Annotated in this window: 12 protein-coding genes; 5 read left to right on the top strand and 7 right to left on the bottom strand. The window is 67.5% G+C overall.

Features of this window, described 5'->3' with window-relative positions; translation table 11 throughout:
• Both ENSA7_RS43900 and ENSA7_RS19615 read left to right on the top strand, forming a co-directional pair.
• The coding region (locus ENSA7_RS43900; protein ID WP_181233915.1) for a hypothetical protein at window positions 1–2,265 on the top strand (2,265 nt) is incomplete at its 5' end.
• Window positions 2,266–2,326: 61 nt separating this feature from the next.
• Entirely contained in the window at window positions 2,327–3,610 is a 1,284-nt protein-coding gene (locus ENSA7_RS19615) for an SIR2 family protein (RefSeq protein WP_106090837.1), read from the top strand.
• Window positions 3,611–3,623: 13 nt separating this feature from the next.
• On the opposite strand, the gene ENSA7_RS19610 is transcribed toward ENSA7_RS19615, so the two are convergent.
• Window positions 3,624–5,390, bottom strand: a complete 1,767-nt coding sequence (locus tag ENSA7_RS19610) for an AMP-dependent synthetase/ligase (RefSeq protein WP_106090845.1) — start codon at window positions 5,388–5,390, stop codon at window positions 3,624–3,626.
• A 65-nt stretch (window positions 5,391–5,455) separates the two neighbouring features.
• On the opposite strand from ENSA7_RS19610, the gene ENSA7_RS19605 reads away from it, so the two are divergent.
• On the top strand, window positions 5,456–5,884 hold the full coding sequence (locus ENSA7_RS19605; RefSeq protein ID WP_181233914.1) for an MAPEG family protein: 429 nt from the start codon (window positions 5,456–5,458) through the stop codon (window positions 5,882–5,884).
• Here ENSA7_RS19605 and ENSA7_RS19600 read toward each other — a convergent pair.
• Both ENSA7_RS19600 and ENSA7_RS19595 read right to left on the bottom strand, forming a co-directional pair.
• Window positions 5,881–6,795: a sulfotransferase family protein gene (locus tag ENSA7_RS19600; protein WP_106090835.1), complete on the bottom strand. Its 915-nt coding sequence runs from the start codon at window positions 6,793–6,795 to the stop codon at window positions 5,881–5,883. The two genes, ENSA7_RS19605 and ENSA7_RS19600, sit on opposite strands and share 4 nt — an antisense overlap.
• Before the next feature lie 9 nt (window positions 6,796–6,804).
• A complete protein-coding gene (locus tag ENSA7_RS19595) occupies window positions 6,805–7,047 on the bottom strand; it encodes an acyl carrier protein (RefSeq protein WP_181233913.1) in 243 nt (80 codons plus the stop codon).
• A 259-nt stretch (window positions 7,048–7,306) separates the two neighbouring features.
• On the opposite strand from ENSA7_RS19595, the gene ENSA7_RS19590 reads away from it, so the two are divergent.
• Both ENSA7_RS19590 and ENSA7_RS19585 read left to right on the top strand, forming a co-directional pair.
• Window positions 7,307–8,851 (top strand): zinc-dependent metalloprotease family protein, encoded by a 1,545-nt coding sequence (locus ENSA7_RS19590; protein WP_146157881.1) that lies wholly within the window; start codon window positions 7,307–7,309, stop codon window positions 8,849–8,851.
• A gap of 63 nt (window positions 8,852–8,914) precedes the next feature.
• Window positions 8,915–9,343: a DUF309 domain-containing protein gene (locus ENSA7_RS19585; RefSeq protein ID WP_181233912.1), complete on the top strand. Its 429-nt coding sequence runs from the start codon at window positions 8,915–8,917 to the stop codon at window positions 9,341–9,343.
• A gap of 416 nt (window positions 9,344–9,759) precedes the next feature.
• On the opposite strand, the gene ENSA7_RS19580 is transcribed toward ENSA7_RS19585, so the two are convergent.
• The 4 genes from ENSA7_RS19580 to ENSA7_RS19565 form a co-directional block, all read right to left on the bottom strand.
• On the bottom strand, window positions 9,760–11,376 hold the full coding sequence (locus ENSA7_RS19580) for an amino acid adenylation domain-containing protein (protein ID WP_106090831.1): 1,617 nt from the start codon (window positions 11,374–11,376) through the stop codon (window positions 9,760–9,762).
• A gap of 1 nt (window position 11,377) precedes the next feature.
• Window positions 11,378–12,907, bottom strand: coding sequence for a GDSL-type esterase/lipase family protein (locus ENSA7_RS19575; protein WP_106090830.1), 1,530 nt, complete (start codon window positions 12,905–12,907; stop codon window positions 11,378–11,380).
• Between the two features lie 15 nt (window positions 12,908–12,922).
• Window positions 12,923–14,578, bottom strand: a complete 1,656-nt coding sequence (locus tag ENSA7_RS19570; protein ID WP_106090829.1) for an MBOAT family O-acyltransferase — start codon at window positions 14,576–14,578, stop codon at window positions 12,923–12,925.
• 142 nt (window positions 14,579–14,720) lie between these two features.
• On the bottom strand, window positions 14,721–16,118 hold the full coding sequence (locus ENSA7_RS19565; protein ID WP_181233911.1) for a GDSL-type esterase/lipase family protein: 1,398 nt from the start codon (window positions 16,116–16,118) through the stop codon (window positions 14,721–14,723).
• Between the last annotated feature and the right edge of the window lie 138 nt (window positions 16,119–16,256).

The following is a 16,256-nucleotide window of genomic DNA, read 5'->3' as shown; positions in this document are numbered from 1 at the left end:
GGCCGTAGCAGCCGGTGGACCCGAGGGCCCGCCGCGGCCCCCCAGCCCAAGGCCCGCAGCCGCAAGCGAGCGGCCAGTCGCGGTGGTCGACTCGACGAAGCCACGCTCAGCGCCGATCTCGAGGCGCGCGAGCAGGTCCGCCGCATGTACCGGGTGGTCGACAAGACCAAGGAGTGGGCCGAGAACAACTACTACCGGCGCACGATCGCCGATCAGGGCGCGGAGCTGATCCCGGTCAACGCGTTTTGGCGTGACTACGCCGAGCACCTCGCGATCGGGGACGAGCGCCCGTTCTTGTCGGGCCAATTGGTCCGCGCCACCCACAATTTCGCCGAGATGATGTGCGCGCTGGCCCTGCTCGACCTCCCCTTCGAGCCGGCCGCCCCCGCCACCGAGCTCGACGGCGCACGCATGACGCTGCGCGCGAGCACGCCGCTGATCAGCTTTCATGAACAGATCGCCCGGCTCGGCCAGCCCAGCCAGCCCGCAGACCAGCCCGAGCCTCGCCAGCTCGGCCTGCTCGTCAGCCAAAACTACTTCCGCGCCGACGATCGCTACCGCTACGAAGACAACGAGCGCCACGACAAGTACGTCGACGGCGAATTCCTGGTCCACACCGTCTATCAGTGCCAGGTCGTGCTCACCAACCCTGGCTCGGCGCCCCACAAGCTCGAGCTGCTGGTCCAGATCCCCCGCGGCGCGGTCCCGGTCTCGAACGGGTTTGCGACCCAGGACCTGCACGTGCACTTGCCAGCGTACGGCACCCAGTCGATCGAGTACGCGTTCTACTTCCCGGCGGCCGGCAGCTACGCGCACTTTCCCGTGCACGTGGCCAAGCACGGTGAGCTCGCGGTGTTCGCCGCGCCCAGCACCCTCGAGGTCGTCGATCGGCTCAGCACGGTCGACACCCTGTCGTGGAGTCACGTCTCGCAGCACGCCGACACCCCCACGCTGCTGGCGTACTTGAACGAGCACAACCTCGGGCGCCTGGACCTGGGCCGGATCGCCTGGCGCATGCGGGAGCGCGGGGTGTTCGAGGCCGTGCTGGCCACGCTGACCCGGCGGCATGTCTACGCGCAGCCATTGTGGTCGTACGCGATCCACCACGCCGACGTCGGGGCGATCGGCGTGTTCCTGCGCCATCAAGACGCGTTCTTGCGTGGCTGCGGGCTGGCGATCGACTCGCCGCTGGTCCGCACCGATCCGATCGCCCGGCGCTGGACCCAGCACCTCGAGTACGCGCCGCTGATCAACGCGCGCGCGCACCAGCTCGGGGCCCAGCGCAAGATCCTCAACACCGCGCTCGCGGCCCAGTACCAGACCTTCCTCCAGGCGCTCAGCTACCAGCCCAGGCCCGACGACGATCAGCTGTTGGTGGCCGCCTACTACACGCTGCTGCAAGATCGCGTGGGCCAGGGCCTGGCGCTGCTCGATCGCATCGACCCCGAGCGCGTCACCGGTCAACTGCAATGGGACTATGTCGTCGCCTACGCGGCGCTGCATCGCGACAACCTCGAGGGCCTCGCCCACGCCCGCGCGCTGGCCGAGCGCCACCGCGACCACCCCGTCGACCGCTGGCGCAAGCGCTTCGCCAGCTTGCTCGCGGTGCTCGACGAGGCCCAGGGCAGCGCCGCGCAGGTCATCGACGCCGACAGCCGCGAGCAAGAGCAGGCCCGGCTCGCCGCCAGCGAGGCCAGCTTGGATCTGCGCGTCGAGGCCAGCACGATCACGCTGAGCTACCAAAACCTCCAGTCGTGCACGCTCAGCTGCTACCGCATGGACATCGAGCTGTTGTTCTCGCGCCAGCCGTTCATGAAGGACCAGTCGCAGCGGTTCTCGATCGTCCAGCCCAACTACAGCGAGCAGATCACCCTGCCGCCGGATCGGACTGAACATCGCTTCGAGCTCCCGGCTGAATTTCGCGGCGCCAACACGATCATCGAGGTGCTCGGCGCGGGCTTGCGCCGCTCGCAGGCCAACTACGCCCATGAGCTGCAGGTCCGCGTGATCGAGCAGTTCGGGCAGCTGCGCGTGCACGAGCGGGCCGGCGGCAAGCCGATCGCGCGGGCCTACGTCAAGGTCTACGCGCGCAAGCACGGCGGCGCCGTGGAGTTCTACAAGGACGGCTACACGGATCTGCGCGGCGCGTTCGACTATGCCTCGCTGTCCACCGACGAGCTCGACCGGGTCGAGCAATTCGCCGTGTTGGTCCAGACCGAGCAGCGCGGGGCGTTGATCCGCGAGGCCGCGCCGCCGCAGCGCTGACCCTGCACGCGAAATTCCTGCACGATCCTCGGGCGAGGCGCGCCGCGCTAAGCTCGGGGGCGTGACCGAGCCACTCGACGTCCCCAAAGAGCTGAGCGAGGCGATCCGCGCCGGTCGCTGCGTCGCGTTCGTCGGCGCGGGCTTGGTCACGCCTGCAGTCCCGAGCTGGCGTCAGCTGCTCGAGCACCTGGTCCACTCGATCGACGATGGCCACCCCGACAAACTCGAGATCGCCAACTGGCTAAAGAGCGACACCAAGCACAGCCGCGACTACGAGGGCATCGCCGAGGTGATCAAGGCCGCGCTCGGCGATCGCTTCATGCGAGAGCTCGAGGCCCACATGCGCGTGCGCGAGCACGACATTCCAGCGACCGTCCGTCGCCGCCTGGCCTTCCTCGAGGAGGTACCGTTTCGCGCGGTGTTGACCACCAATTTCGACGAGCTCATTGAAGGTGAGCTACCCGGCCCCAAGGTCTACGCTCAGGTCCTCAACGACCGCAACCGGGGATGGTGGGACGGCGGTCGAGCCCCGTGTATCAAGCTGCACGGAAAGCTCGATGACAGCGACTCGCTGGTGTTCACGACCCGGGCCTATCGCAAGCGGCTGTATCAGAACCCCAGCTACCTCGCGTTCTTGCGCGCCCTGTTTGCGACCCACTCGGTCTTGTTCCTGGGCTTCTCGTTCACCGACGCCTACTTCAACGAGCTGCGCTCCGAGGTGCTGGCGATGCTCGGGCTGCGAGGAGCCAGGGAGCACCTCGGCCACGACTTTGCGGTCATGAACGATGTGCCCGCGGTCGCGAGGCGGCACTACGCCGACAACGAGGGCCTCGAGATCCTGTCCTACTCGACCGAGCACGACGGCCACGTGGGCTTCGATCACTGGCTCGAGGCGATTCGCAGCGCGGCGAGCCCCGAGGTCGTGCTTCAGAAGCTGACCGAGAACAAGCGGATCCTGTGGCTCGATCCCACCCCCGAGAACAACACCAAGGGCGTCGCGCTGTCCCACGTCGTCGATCTGGTCGACACCCCACACGCGGCGCTCGACGAGCTGCGCCGCGTCAACGTCGGCCCCGGACTTGGCCAGGGGCACGGCCGCTACGACCTGATCATCACCTGCTTCATGTGGCAGCCGAGCGGGCCCTCGTACTGTGAGCAGCTGCTGCTGGGCATGCGAAAGGACGACATTCGAGCGCCCGTGATCGTGTTCGCCAGCGGGGACCACCGCGAAGAGAACCGCGCGCGGGCCCTGGAGCTGGGGGCGCTGGCGTTCACCCACGACTGGGCCGAGCTGTTTCAGACCATGGAGGCGCACCTCGCCGATCATGCCGGCCAGCGCGGGTGAGCCAGTCCCTGGATCAGTCCGCGTACATCGCCTCGATCTCGGCGGCGAAGTGCTCGTGGACCTGCTTGCGCCTGACCTTGAGCGTGGGCGTGAGCTCGCCCTGCTCCTGGGTCAGGTTGCGGGGCAGCACCGTGAACTTCTTGATCTGCTCGACGCGCGCGAACTCTTGGTTCAGCTCGTCGACGTGGGCCTGCAGCTCGGCGCGGAGCTCGTCGCTGGTTGGTAGATCCTCGACCGCCACGCCCCGCTGCTTGGCCCACGCCGATGCCTGATCGGGGTCCAGGGTCAACAGCGCGCTGAGGTACTTGCGACGGTCACCGATCACGACCGCCTCGTTGATCAGCGGGTGGTGTTTGAGCGCGGCCTCGAGGTTCTTGGGCGCGATGTTCTTGCCGCCCGCGGTGATGATGATCTCTTTCTTGCGACCGGTGATGTACAGGAACCCGTCGCGCAGCTCGCCGAGGTCACCCGAGTGCAGCCAGCCGTCGATCAGCGTCTCGTTGGTCGCGGCCTCGTCCTCGTAGTAGCCCAAGAACACGTTGGGCCCGCGAACCAAGATCTCACCGTCGTCGGCGATCTTCACGTCCACGCCGGGCACCGCCGGGCCCACGCTGCCGAGCCGAAACCGCTGGGGCTGGTTGAACGAGGTCGGGCCGCTGTCCTCGCTCTGGCCGTAGACCTCGAGCACGATGATGTCGAGCTTGGCGAAGAACTCCAGCACCTCGCGACCGATCGGCGCGGCCCCGCTCACGCACACCCGCGCGCCGCCGAGCCCGACCGCGGGCTTGAGCTTGGAGAAGATCAGCTTGTTGGCGATCGCGTAGCCGAGCCCGGTCGGCTGCCGGCCGTTGGCACGCAGCTGCGCCGCCTTCTCGCCCTGCGCCATCGCCCACGCGACCAGCTTGGCCTTGATCCCGGTCGCCTGCGCGAGCTTGGCCGAGATCCCCGCGTGGAATTTTTCCCAGATCCGCGGGACCCCAAAGAACACGGTGGGCTGCACCTCTTTGAGGTTGTCGGCCACCTTCTCGAGCGACTCGGCGTAGTAGATCGCCGAACCAGTGCTCGCGGGCACGTAGATCGTGAAGGTCTGCTCGGCGATGTGGGCGAGCGGCAGATACGACAGCGCGGTGTCGTGATTGTTGGCCGCGATCAGGTCGACGGCGACCTTGGCGGTCCACGCGATGTTGTGATGCGAGAGCATCACCCCCTTGGGCGGCCCGGTCGTGCCCGAGGTGTAGATCAGCGTGGCGAGCTGCTCGGGCTGCAGCGCCGCGACCCGGTCGTCGACCTCCCGGTCGGAGATCGCGTCGCCCTTGGCCAGGAATTGCTCCCAGCTCAGGACCAGCTCGTCCTCGATCGGCTTCGCGCCCTTCATGAGCACCACGTGGCGCAGCGTGGGCAGGCCCGCGCGCTCGGCGAGCAGCTTGGCCCACTGCGTCTCGTCCTCGACCAGCACGATCTGGGCCTGCGCGTGGTCGACCACGTAGCGAACCTCGGCCGCCGACGAGGTCGTGTAGATCCCGGCCGCCGCCCCACCTGCGGCCTGTCCCGCGAGCACCATCGTCGACCACTCGGGTCGGTTGAAGCCGAGCACGCCCACGTTGTGACCGGGGCCAAAGCCCAGGGCGATCAACGCTCGCGCGGCCTGCTTGACCTCACCGACATAGTCCCGAAAGTTGGTGGGCTGCCAGCCACCGGCCTGACGCTGGTAGTACGCAGGTGCGGTTGGGCGCTTGCGCGCCTGTTCGAACAATCGGCTGATGATGGTGTCGGCGGCCACGGATTCCTCCACCTCGAGCATAGCCAAAATCACCGGCGTTCGTGTTAATGTCTGGCAGGTTCACGATGGATAACGACGCCTTCAACATCTACCTGCTCTGCGTCGCGGCGCTCGCCTTCAACGTGTGGTTCTTGGTCACGCTGATCGCCGTGCGACGCGGCAAGGCCAAGGCGTTCGTGAACGCCGAGGACGCCAAGGCGTTCAAGGGCAACATCGCGGAGGCCGACGCGCCTTCGGTCGAGCGGGCCAAGGCCGCCCACCGCAACGCGCTCGAGAACATCCCGCTGTTCGCCATCCTCGGGCTGCTCTACCTCACCACCGGGGGCACCAAGTCCGGCGCGCTCGCCTACTTCGTCACCTTCGCCGTCTCCCGCTGGCTGCACACCTTCTCGTATCTGGCCGGCATGCAGCCGTGGCGCACCCTGGCGTTCACGATCGGGCTCCTCGTCAATGTCGGGCTGTCGGTCCAGCTCGTGATCGCGGCGATGGCCTAGCTGTCCTCATTTTTCATGCGATTGAGCAGCAGGCCAAACTCGTAGCGGCGTCGGGCCGCGTCGGCGTCGTCTTCGTCGTCGTCAGACTCGATCCGCGCATAGCCAAGCCGCTCGAGCGTCGGGTTGCAGATCTGCGCGAGCTTGACCTGCACCGGTTCGGGGAGCGACCGCCAGCGATCGACGCTCGAGCGATCGACCGAGCTGCGCGCGTAGGTCTTCCAGTCCCCAAATCCAACCTGACCGGTACCGGCCAGCGCGCGGCCGACCAGCTCGTCGTCCCACGGCTCGTCGAGGAACTCGAACACCCGCTGCATTTGCGCGGCCGGATCGGCGCTCAGATCCTCGTAGCGCAGGCTGATCGCGTCCTCGCTGGAGTCGGCGAGCTCGGCGATCGCCGTCGCGGTGTCGATCCACGCCCGCGCCATCGCCTCGAGCGGCTCGGGGTAGCGGCGCACGTAGTCGTGCAGCTCCTGCACGTAGCCGCCGGTCTTGTCGACCAGGTCACGCAGCGAGACCGCGACGTCGAGCCCGTGCCGCTGGATGCAGATGAACTTGACGTGGCCCTCGCACAACCGGCGGATCTCGGCCAGATGAAACGCATCAAACGCGGTCTTCTCGGCCCAGCGTGGCTTGCCGACCCGCTCGGCGTAGTCGCGCAAGAACCCGAAGGTCAGCCCGCGCAGCCGGGCGAGCACCTCGGCCTCCTCGAAGCCGGCGAACGACAGCCCATCGAGCACACCGATCCGCAGCCCCGCCGCGAACTGGTCAGCATGCAGGAAGCGCGCGGCCGCGCTGAGCAGGTAGGTCTCGGGCGGGCACGCGATGTTCGGGTGGGCGTCGAGCAACCGGCGCAACAACGTGGTGCCCGATCGCGGGCTCCCAAGGACGACGATGCCTGGCTTGCCGCTCAAAGCTGCCTGTTATCGCGCGCGGGAGGCCGCGTAGGCCAAGATCCGCTGCACGCTGTCAAAGTTGTCGAGGTTGACGTCCGCCGGGTTGAGCCGCGCGCCGGTCTGCTTCTCCAGCCACATCATGAGATCGACCATCACGAACGAGTCGACGACGCCGCTGGAGAACAGCTCCGCGCCGTCCTCGATCTTGCTCAGATCGGCGCGGGTCTTCTTGCTCAGAAATGCCAACAGTGTTTCTCGGGTGACAGCCACGGGGTGTCCTCTCGCGCGAACCGTATCAGGTTGCACCCCGGCATACACCTTGGGGCGCGTCTCCTGGCACGCAGATTGGCACGCAGATCGGCACGCATCTCGCGCGACCGGCCCCCGCATTGGCGCCAGATTTTCGATTGGCCTGACTTACCTAAATCTGTGGCTACAGTTAGTTTGTGAGCATTCGTCGCGGCGCTGATGGCGAGGATCGGCCATCAGCGTTGTGAGCGAGACCTTTGACCGCTATGTTCGGTCTGTCATGCGTCGCGTCGTCTGCCTCTCCACATTGATCTTCTTGGCGTCTGCCTGCGGTCCCGACGACACCGGTCCGGGCGCCGACACTGGCCTGTCTGGCGTCGACTCCACAGAGGGCGGCAGCGGCGACGGTGACGACGACGCCGAGCCGTTCGTCCCGGTGCCTGCGCGGGGCATCACGATCACCGGGGTCTCCGCCAACCATGGCATCAACGTGTTCATCGCCGAGGGCGATCAGTGGGTCGACGGCGGCGGGCGCATCGGTCGCTTGGCCTCGGGCCGCGACACCCTGATCCGCGTCTACCACGAGATCGACGAGGGTTGGGTCGAGCGTGACATCGAGGCGCGACTCGAGATCACCCTCCCCGGCGGCGAGGTCGTCGAGTTCAAGGCTCAAAAGACCATCGTGACCGACACCTCGGACAAGTACCTCGAGGGCGGCCTGTGGTTCGCGCTGCCGGAGGCCGAGGGCTACACCGATCCGGCCGTCAAGTTCCAGGTCTCGCTGTGGGAGGTCGAGCCCGGCGGCGAGGCCATGGAAGAGCACGTCACCGTCTCGCCCGCGAGCGGCCCGGAGCTGATCGGGTTCGAGAACATCCCGATGCAGATGAACGTGGTCTACGTGCCGTTCACCTACAACGGGACGAACCCCGATGTCGGCGACGCCGCCAAGATGGAGATCATCAACAACGAGATCTACCAGACCGAGCCGATCCAGCAGCTCAACACCGTGATCGACGACGTCCGCCCCAACGGCGCCCAGTTCGACGTGTGCTCGATGCTGCAGACCATGAGCCAGATCTGGAGTCAGGCCGGCGCGCCCTCCAACGTCTATTACGTGGGCCTGGTCGACACTGGCGCGTCCTCGGGGACCATGGGTTGCGCGCTGATCAACGCCAACTTCAACGCCGACGTGTGGGTCAACAACAGCATGGGGATCACCGCGACCAGCATCGTCCACGAGATCGGCCACAACCAGGGCCTCAACCACGTCGAGTGCGACGACATGGGCAACCCCTCGGCGGGCAACGATCCCAGCTACCCCGATCACCCCGAGGGGCGCACGCTCAACACGGGCTTCGGGATCCGGGACTTCAAGATGTACCCGGGCGACACCACGATCGACTACATGAGCTACTGCAACAAGCGCTGGGTCTCGCCGTGGACCTGGGCCAAGGTGTGGTCGCGGATCCAGACCTTCACCGCGCAGGGCAGCCCGATCATCGTCGATCCCGAGCCGGTCATGCGCTTCGGCATGTACCCGAGCGGGTCGACCTCATGGTTCACCGCGCTCGAGCGGCTCGACCCCGAGCGCGTGCCCTCGGGCAACGCCCGGGTCGACTTCATCCTCGACGGCGAAGTCATCGCCCGCGAGCCCGCGATGCTGGACACCCTCAGCGACGATGTGTCGGTCTGGGTGACCGCGCGGATGCCCAACGGCGACCCCGAGGCCGAGTTTGACGCCGTCCGCTACGTCGCGTCCGACGGCGAGATCCACGAAGCCCGGCGCGACGACGTCAGCTTCTTCACCCAGATCGATCCGCAGTAGCCGGAGTGACGGCTGAGCGTCCCCCGCTACTGCCCCGAGCGCGAGCTGCCTGTCCAGGCATACGTGCCGGGGCGCGGGGAGCGTCCAGCCGAGTCGTTGGCGTCCACGTGGGACGGCGACCCGGAGCGCTTGCGATCGCAGGTCGAGTATCGCTGGGGGATCGATCTGTACAATTGCGGATACTACTGGGAGGCCCACGAGTCGTGGGAGTCGCTGTGGCGGCAGGCCCCACGAGGCACCGCCACGCACGCGTTGTTGCAGGGCCTGATCCAGTGCGCGGCGGCGGCACTCAAGGCCCGCACCGGCCAGCACGCCGCCAGCCGGCGGATCGCAGCGCGGGCGCTTGCGAAGCTAGAGAGCGCGCTAATCTCTGCTCCCGGGGAGATCCATGCGGGCCTGGATATCCCCACGTTCACGACTGACTTCCGCGCGTTCATGGAGACCACGCCTGGCTCGGGCGTTCCGCCAAAGTTGCGGTTGCGGGGACTTTGAGAGCGGGAACGGTGTGGCCGAGTAGCTCAAACCCGATCCCGCCACCCACGCTTCTCGACGCTACGCACAGATTTATCCGCGGTATCGTCCACAAACAGCAGCGTCTCGCTACGGAATTACCGCCCCTGTGTCCGCAGCGGAGACGACTTTGGCCAAACGTGGAGCGCACAAAAGGCCGGATGAGGTCCCAGCCCGAACGTTCTGGCGCGGCGGAAAGCCACAGCGGAGCACAAGCCGTCCCGAAGTCATCGCTGATCCCCAAGGAATAGGCCAACGATCTTCAGCCAATCTTCGGGCTGGGACCTCATCCAGCCCGTGCGCGTCGCCCCATCGCAAACGCGGACCCCCGCGAACGAACCCGAAACCCTCCTGCACCTCCGGCTCTCAACGCACCATCACAACCACGCCCCCTTCGATCAATCACCATCCTCCCCCTCCAGCACCCCCAGCAGCGCCTTACGATCAATCTTCCCATTCTGATTCAACGGAAACCCCTCCAGCACCCGAATCTCCCGCGGCACCATATACCGCGGCAGCTGCTCCTGCATCCGATCGATCACCCCATCCATGTCCCCCTGCTCGACCCCGACCACAAACCCGACCACCCCGCTCGCCCCAGCTGGCGTCTTCGGCCACCCCAGCGCGACCGCGGCGTCGACCCCCGCCTCGCGCTGCATGATCGCCTCAATCTCACCAAGCTCGACCCGATACCCGTTGAGCTTGATCTGCGAATCAACGCGCCCAAGAAAGGTCATCGGCGCCCCCCAAAGCGGCCGCCGCACGCGATCACCCGTCCGATAGAACAGCTCCGTCTCCCCCGGCGGGATCATGAACGCCGCCGCCGTCCGCTCGGGATCATTCCAGTACCCCAGCGCCCGCTGCGGCCCGCTCATCAACAGCTCGCCAGTCTCACCAGCGGCGACCTCGCTCAGCTCCTCGTCGACGACCTTGACCGTCATGCCGTCAAACGGATCCCCGATCGGCACGACCTCGTTCTCACACTCGGCCGGCGAGCTCGCACTCCAGCGATAGTGGGTACAAGCCAAGGTCAGCTCGGTCGGCCCATAAATGTTCTCGAGCACCGCGTCGGGCGCGGCCTCGGCGAACGCCTGCGCCAGACCAACCGGCAGCGCCTCACCGCAGAACAACACCAGCCGCAGGTTCGCAAACACGCCCGGAGTCAGCGCGCGCATCTGCTTCATCAACAGCGCCGCCGAGGGCACCGAGAACCACACCGACAGCTGCGAGTCCAACACGTACTGATTGGGCAGCAGCCGCTGCTTCATGTTGGGCACGCACAGGCACCCGCCGACCTTCCAGGCCGCGAACATGTCGAACAGCGACAGATCAAAGGTGATCTCGAACAGGTGCGAGAACCGATCGGTCTCGCGCAGCGAGTAGCGACTCACGACGACGTCCAGAAACCGCGCGATGTTGCGGTGCGCGACCATGACCCCCTTGGGCTCACCCGTGCTGCCCGAGGTGAACAGCAGATAGGCAACGTCATCGTCGCCGACCGCAGGCGGCGTCCAGTCGTCGGCGCCGCCACGGCTCAGCTCGTCGCGCCCAATCAAGCGATGGCGGGGATGCCGAGCGCGCAGCTGCTCGTCAGCCTCGCCCTCGGTCAGCACCACCAGCAGCGGATGCTCGACCCCGTCGAGCACCTCGTCGAGCACGCGCTGGCCCGCCGCGTCCACGACCAGGCTGCGGGCGCCGGAGCGGTGCAACATCAAGACGATCCGCGCGGGCGGCAAGCTGGGCAGCATCGGCACATACCCGTGCCCCGAACACAGCGCGCCCAAGATCCCCGCGAACCCAGCCACGCTGCGATGCACCAGCGCGGCCGTGAGCGGCGGCCCCTCGCCGCTGCGGTGCCGGGTCAGCCCGACCGCGATCGCCAACACCTGCTCGCGCAGCTGCGCGTAGGTCACCGCCTCGCCGTCGACCTCGATCGCCGGACGCTGCGGGAAGCTCTGGGCAGCCAGTAGGAACCCGCCGAACAGCACGCGTGGGTTGATGTCGTGGCGCTGCATGTCATCCCTCTCGCTCTCGGTAGTCCACGTACGCGCTCAGCAACGCACGATAGAACAGCTCGCCAATGACCACGTGGCCCTTCATGGTCGCGTGGCCAAGATCGCCGCCGATCAAGCGCGGCTCTTGCCGATACCAGCGACCGGCCGAGCCCTCGCCGCCCATCGCCAAATAAGTGTCAAAGAACGCGCAGCCCTCGGCCTTGGCGGCGGCGCGCTGGGCGTCCACGAGCATCGGCACGATCGGCTTCGACACAATCCGCACCCCCTGGCGATCACCATGATCGAGGGGCGCCATCACCAGGCAGCCAATGTCGGGCTTGGCCCGCTTGACCAGCTGCAGGATCTCTCGGTACTCGCCCTCGTACTGATCCTGGGTCAGCGACTCGCGGATCATGTCGTTGCCGCCGAACATGAACACCGCGAGGTCGGCCTGGCGATGCTCGAGCTGCTCGCGCAGGTGCTGCTCGTCATAGTTGCCCAGCCGCCGGGTGAACGCGCCGACCAGCGCGAGGCCGTCCCAGGTGACGCCGGGCACGTCACGCTCGAGCGTGACCCCGTAGACCCGGGTCTGGCCGCCCGGGTTGGCCCGCACGCGCAGCTCGTGGGGCCCGTCCTCGAGCTCGAAGTGATGCCAGCGATCCTCGACCTGCTCGGACTCGGTGTCGACGACGACCGGGTCCTCCTTGTCGACGCGCATCCACAGGTTGCCGCCGCGGGGCTGGGCCAGGTACCAGACGTCGAAGCCCGTGACCGCGCCCGCGCTGCGCTCGGGGTGCGGCGCGAACACGCTCTCGGCCCCGCCGTACGACCAGAAGGTGGCGCCGCCGAGCCCGTAGCGGCCGTCCTTCTTGCAGTTCTGAATGATGAAGCACTGCTCCCAGCCGTCGTTGTGGGAGAACTTGACGGCGTCGTGGCGGTACGAGGTGTTGGGCGGCGCCATCAGGTGAAACCCGTGGCCGCTGTCGCCAAATCGGGCCTGCATGCGCTGCCGGATCGCGCCCGTGATCCCGTCGAGGCCGATCGCCGAGTCACCCCAGTGCACGACGTGGGTGATCGCGCCGTCGATCGACGCGTCCGAGCGCGCGAGCTGGGCGAAGAACGGGTCGAGCTCGTGACCGGTGAACAGCTCGAGCGGCTGCTTGGCGGGCTTGTCGTCGCCGGGCTGCCGGACATAGGGCGGCGGGCCGTCGCCGTCGCCTGGCTCGACGATGACCGGCTTGGGCCGCGCGACCGGGACCGGGGTCTCCTCGGCGAGCGCCTCGCGGGCGAACTCGGCGGCCTCTTCATGGCGCTGCTCGGCGTCGCGGCTCTCGTCGCCCTCGAACGGACGGCCGAGCAAGTTCCAAAACGGCACCGGGTCGCCCGGTTTCCACGGCCGGTAAGGCGCGAGCGCGGGCACGCTGAACACCGCGATCACAGCGGCGGTGATCACCACCAGCGCCGGCCCCACGCGCCCGAGCGTGGACCAACGCAGCGAGGTCGTCACGACCTCGTCGGCGGGTGGCTCGGTGCTCGTGGTGGTGGTGGTCATGATCTCCCAACCTGCTCAGAACTGGAAGTAGATGAACGCCCGCGGGCTGCCCGACATCAGCTCCATCAGGCCGTAGGCGAAGGCCACGAACACGACGCCGAGCACCCAGCCCGGGGTCTTGCGGAACACCCCCAGGAGGTGCTCGTCGACCCACTTCTTGGGCGTGAAGTGCAGCGCCAGCCCGCCGATCAGCGCGGCGCCGACCCACGGCCCGACCAGGCCGGGACGGATGCCGTGGCTGAGATCGAAGTCGGCCAACCCAGCGACGATCGTACGGGCATTGCCCAGCCCCTGCGCGCGGAAGAAAATGCGTGAGAACACCAGCAGGTGGAAGGTCAAGACCACGTGCACGACGGTCATCAGCTTGCCGCCCTCGCCGGGCAGCGGCAGCGCGCAGATCAGCCCGAACACGAGCCCCATCAGCGCCCCAACGACCCCCGCCTGGTCCCACGGCAGCGCCAGCACGTAGTGCATGAACGCCGCCATGATCACCGCGAACACCACCGCGCTGAACTGCAGCGTGAGCCATCGGCGCCAGCGCGGCTGGTCGCGCTCGCGGGTCCGGTTCCAGCGGTTGAACACCACCGCCGCGGCGTGGAGGTTGGCGTAGATCACGAAGTTCCAGCTGGCCCCGTGCCACATGCCGACCAAGAACATCGTGAGCCACACCGCCACGTAGCCGCCGCGCGAGCCGAGCCGCATGATCACCGGAAAGAACACGTAGTTGCGCAGCCAGCCCGACAGCGTCATGTGCCAGCGGCGCCAGTACTCGGCGATGTCCAGCGACTGATACGGCCGATCGAAGTTCTCGGGCAGCTCGAAGCCCAGCAGCCGACCGGTGCCAATCGCGATGTCCGTGTAGCCGGAGAAGTCCGCGTAGATCTGCAGGGTGTAGGCGTACAGCGCGAGCATCAGCTCGGCCGAGGTGTAGGCGCCTGGCGCGTCGAAGATCGCGTCGGTCAGGTGCACGGCGATCCAGTCGCCGAGCACGACCTTCTTCGCCAGGCCCTTGCAGATCCGAAACGCGCCCTGCTCGATGTGCGCGACCGAGAACCGCGGCCCCGCGCGCAGCTGCGGCAGCAGGTCCGCGGCGCGCACGATCGGGCCGGCGACCAGCTGCGGAAAGAACACCACGAACAGCGCAAACCGGGGGAACGAAGACTCCGGCTCGAGCCGCCCGCCGTGGACGTCCAGCGTGTAGCTGAGGCTCTGGAACGTGTAGAAGCTGATGCCCAGCGGCAAGATCACGTCGAGGTGCAGGGGCGTGATGTCGACGTCGACGACCCCCGCCATGTCGGCGAACGCCTGCAGGAAAAAATTGACGTACTTGAAGTAGCCGAGCAGCCCGAGGTTGCCGACCAAGCTGGCCAACAACCAACCCTTGCGCCGCCGCCTGGCCCGAGCAGCCCGGGCCTGATCGTCACTGTCGAGGTCGGGCGCGAGCTCGTGGATCCGCTTGCCGCACACGAAGTCGAGCACGGTCGAGAACAACAGCAGCCCAGCGAAGTACGCGGGCGCTGGCGGTGGCTCGGTCTTGGGACCAGCCATGTAGAAGAAGTAGCTGGCGATCAGCAGCCAGGCCGTGCGCGCGATCGGTCGCTCCGCCAGCAGCCAAAACCCCAGCAGCGCCGGGATCACGAACAGCAGGAAGTCGAAGGTCGGGAACAGCATGCGCGCAGCGGGGGCCGGACCGAGTGGAACCCTAGCGCCGCGTCAAACCCGTGTCGATCCCCCCGGTGATCACCGCGAGGCGGGTGGGTGTGAAGCCCGCATGGGTCCAGGAACGAGCGTCCGGAGCCCGACGAACGAGCCGCTAGGGTTGATTCCCGGGCTCGCTGGGGGCCGCCGCGAGCTGCGTGCGCCGCTCCACGTACGCGGTGATCAGCGCGTCGTACAGCCACCCGCCCACGCGCACGCGGCCGCGGTGGTTGAGGTGCTTGAGATCCTCCGCGGCCAGCGGCGGGCTGGCGTGCTTCCACCGCTTGAGGCTCCCGCCGCCGCCCATCGCGGCGTAGGTGTTGAAGAACGCGCAGCCGTTCTCGAGCGCGACCTGCCGCTGGCCCTCGACGATGACCTCGACGTGCTCGGGCAAGATCTCGAAGGTCAGGGATCGGCCGCGATCCGTGATCGCCGTGATCAGGCACGAGGCATCGGGCTTGCCCCGGCGCACGTGCTGGATGACGGCGCCGTACTCCTTGACATACTGGGCCTGGTCGAGCTTGCCGTTGGCGACGCGGCGCAGATCATTGCCGCCGTAGGTGAACACGATCAGCTCCGGATCGCGGTGCCGGATCTGCCCCGCGAGGTGCTCGGCGTCCCACTCGAGCACCCGCTTGGTGAACACACCGAGCTTGCTGAACTGATCCCAGACCACGCCGGGGCCGTCGGTCTCGAGCATCACACCGTAGAGCCGCGAGGTCCCGTGACCGGCCGTCCGGACCTTGACCCGGTGGGGCCCACGCTCGACCTCGATGCTGTGGAACCGGTCCTCCATGACCTCGGCCCGGGTGTCGACGAGCTGCGGCTCGCCGTCGTCGACCGTGATCTCGACGCGCCCCCCACCCGGCCGCGCGAGGTACCACAGCTCGATCCGCGCGGCCTCGCTGCCGAGCGTCTTCTTGCGGGTGGAGACCGTGGTGGACGCCCCCTGCGAGGCCCAAAAGGCGGTCCCGCCGAGTCCATAGTGACCGTCGGGCAGGCACTTGTAGGCGATGTAGCAGTGGTGCCAGCCCTCGGCCTCGAGCTTGACCCACCGGTGCATGTAGTTGTCCGAGTAGCGGGACATCAGCACCAGGCCGGCCCCGCCGTCGCCAAACCGGGTCTGGAACCGCTCGCGCATGACCGCGGGAAGATCGTCGGAGCCGATCATGGAGGCGCCCATGTGGATGACACGAACCACCCGCTGCTCGCCCTGATCGATCGCCGCGAGCGCGTCGAGGAAGCCCGCGATCGCCTCGGGGTTCTCGAGCGGCTGGTGGGGGGTGACGAGGTCCTGTTCGCGCGGCTCGTAGCTAGGTGGGGGTGGCTCGGCGGGCGCGACCGCCTCGGGCGCGGGCTCGGGCGCGGTGGTCACAGCCGTGTCGGCGACGGCCTGACGATCTGCCTGACGATCTGCCTGACGATCTGGCGCCAACCCCTGGCTGGCCGGATCGGCCCCCCGCGAGGGCGACGGCGAGCACGCGAGCAGGTTCAAACCCAACAGCGAGCACACGACCCTCACCGACCTCGCACGACGTGCGTGAGAATCTCGCATGCCGCCGCACAGTGATGAGTGTCGGTACACGACCCCGTGGAGATCCCTCAGCTACGATCTCCTGTCAATGTCGATCTCGGCGCCAGCGTGCTATCT

Source organism: Enhygromyxa salina (assembly GCF_002994635.1).
GTDB classification, from domain to species: Bacteria; Myxococcota_A; Polyangia; order Nannocystales; family Nannocystaceae; genus Plesiocystis; species Plesiocystis salina_B.
This window is presented reverse-complemented; position numbering and strand designations above follow the sequence as displayed.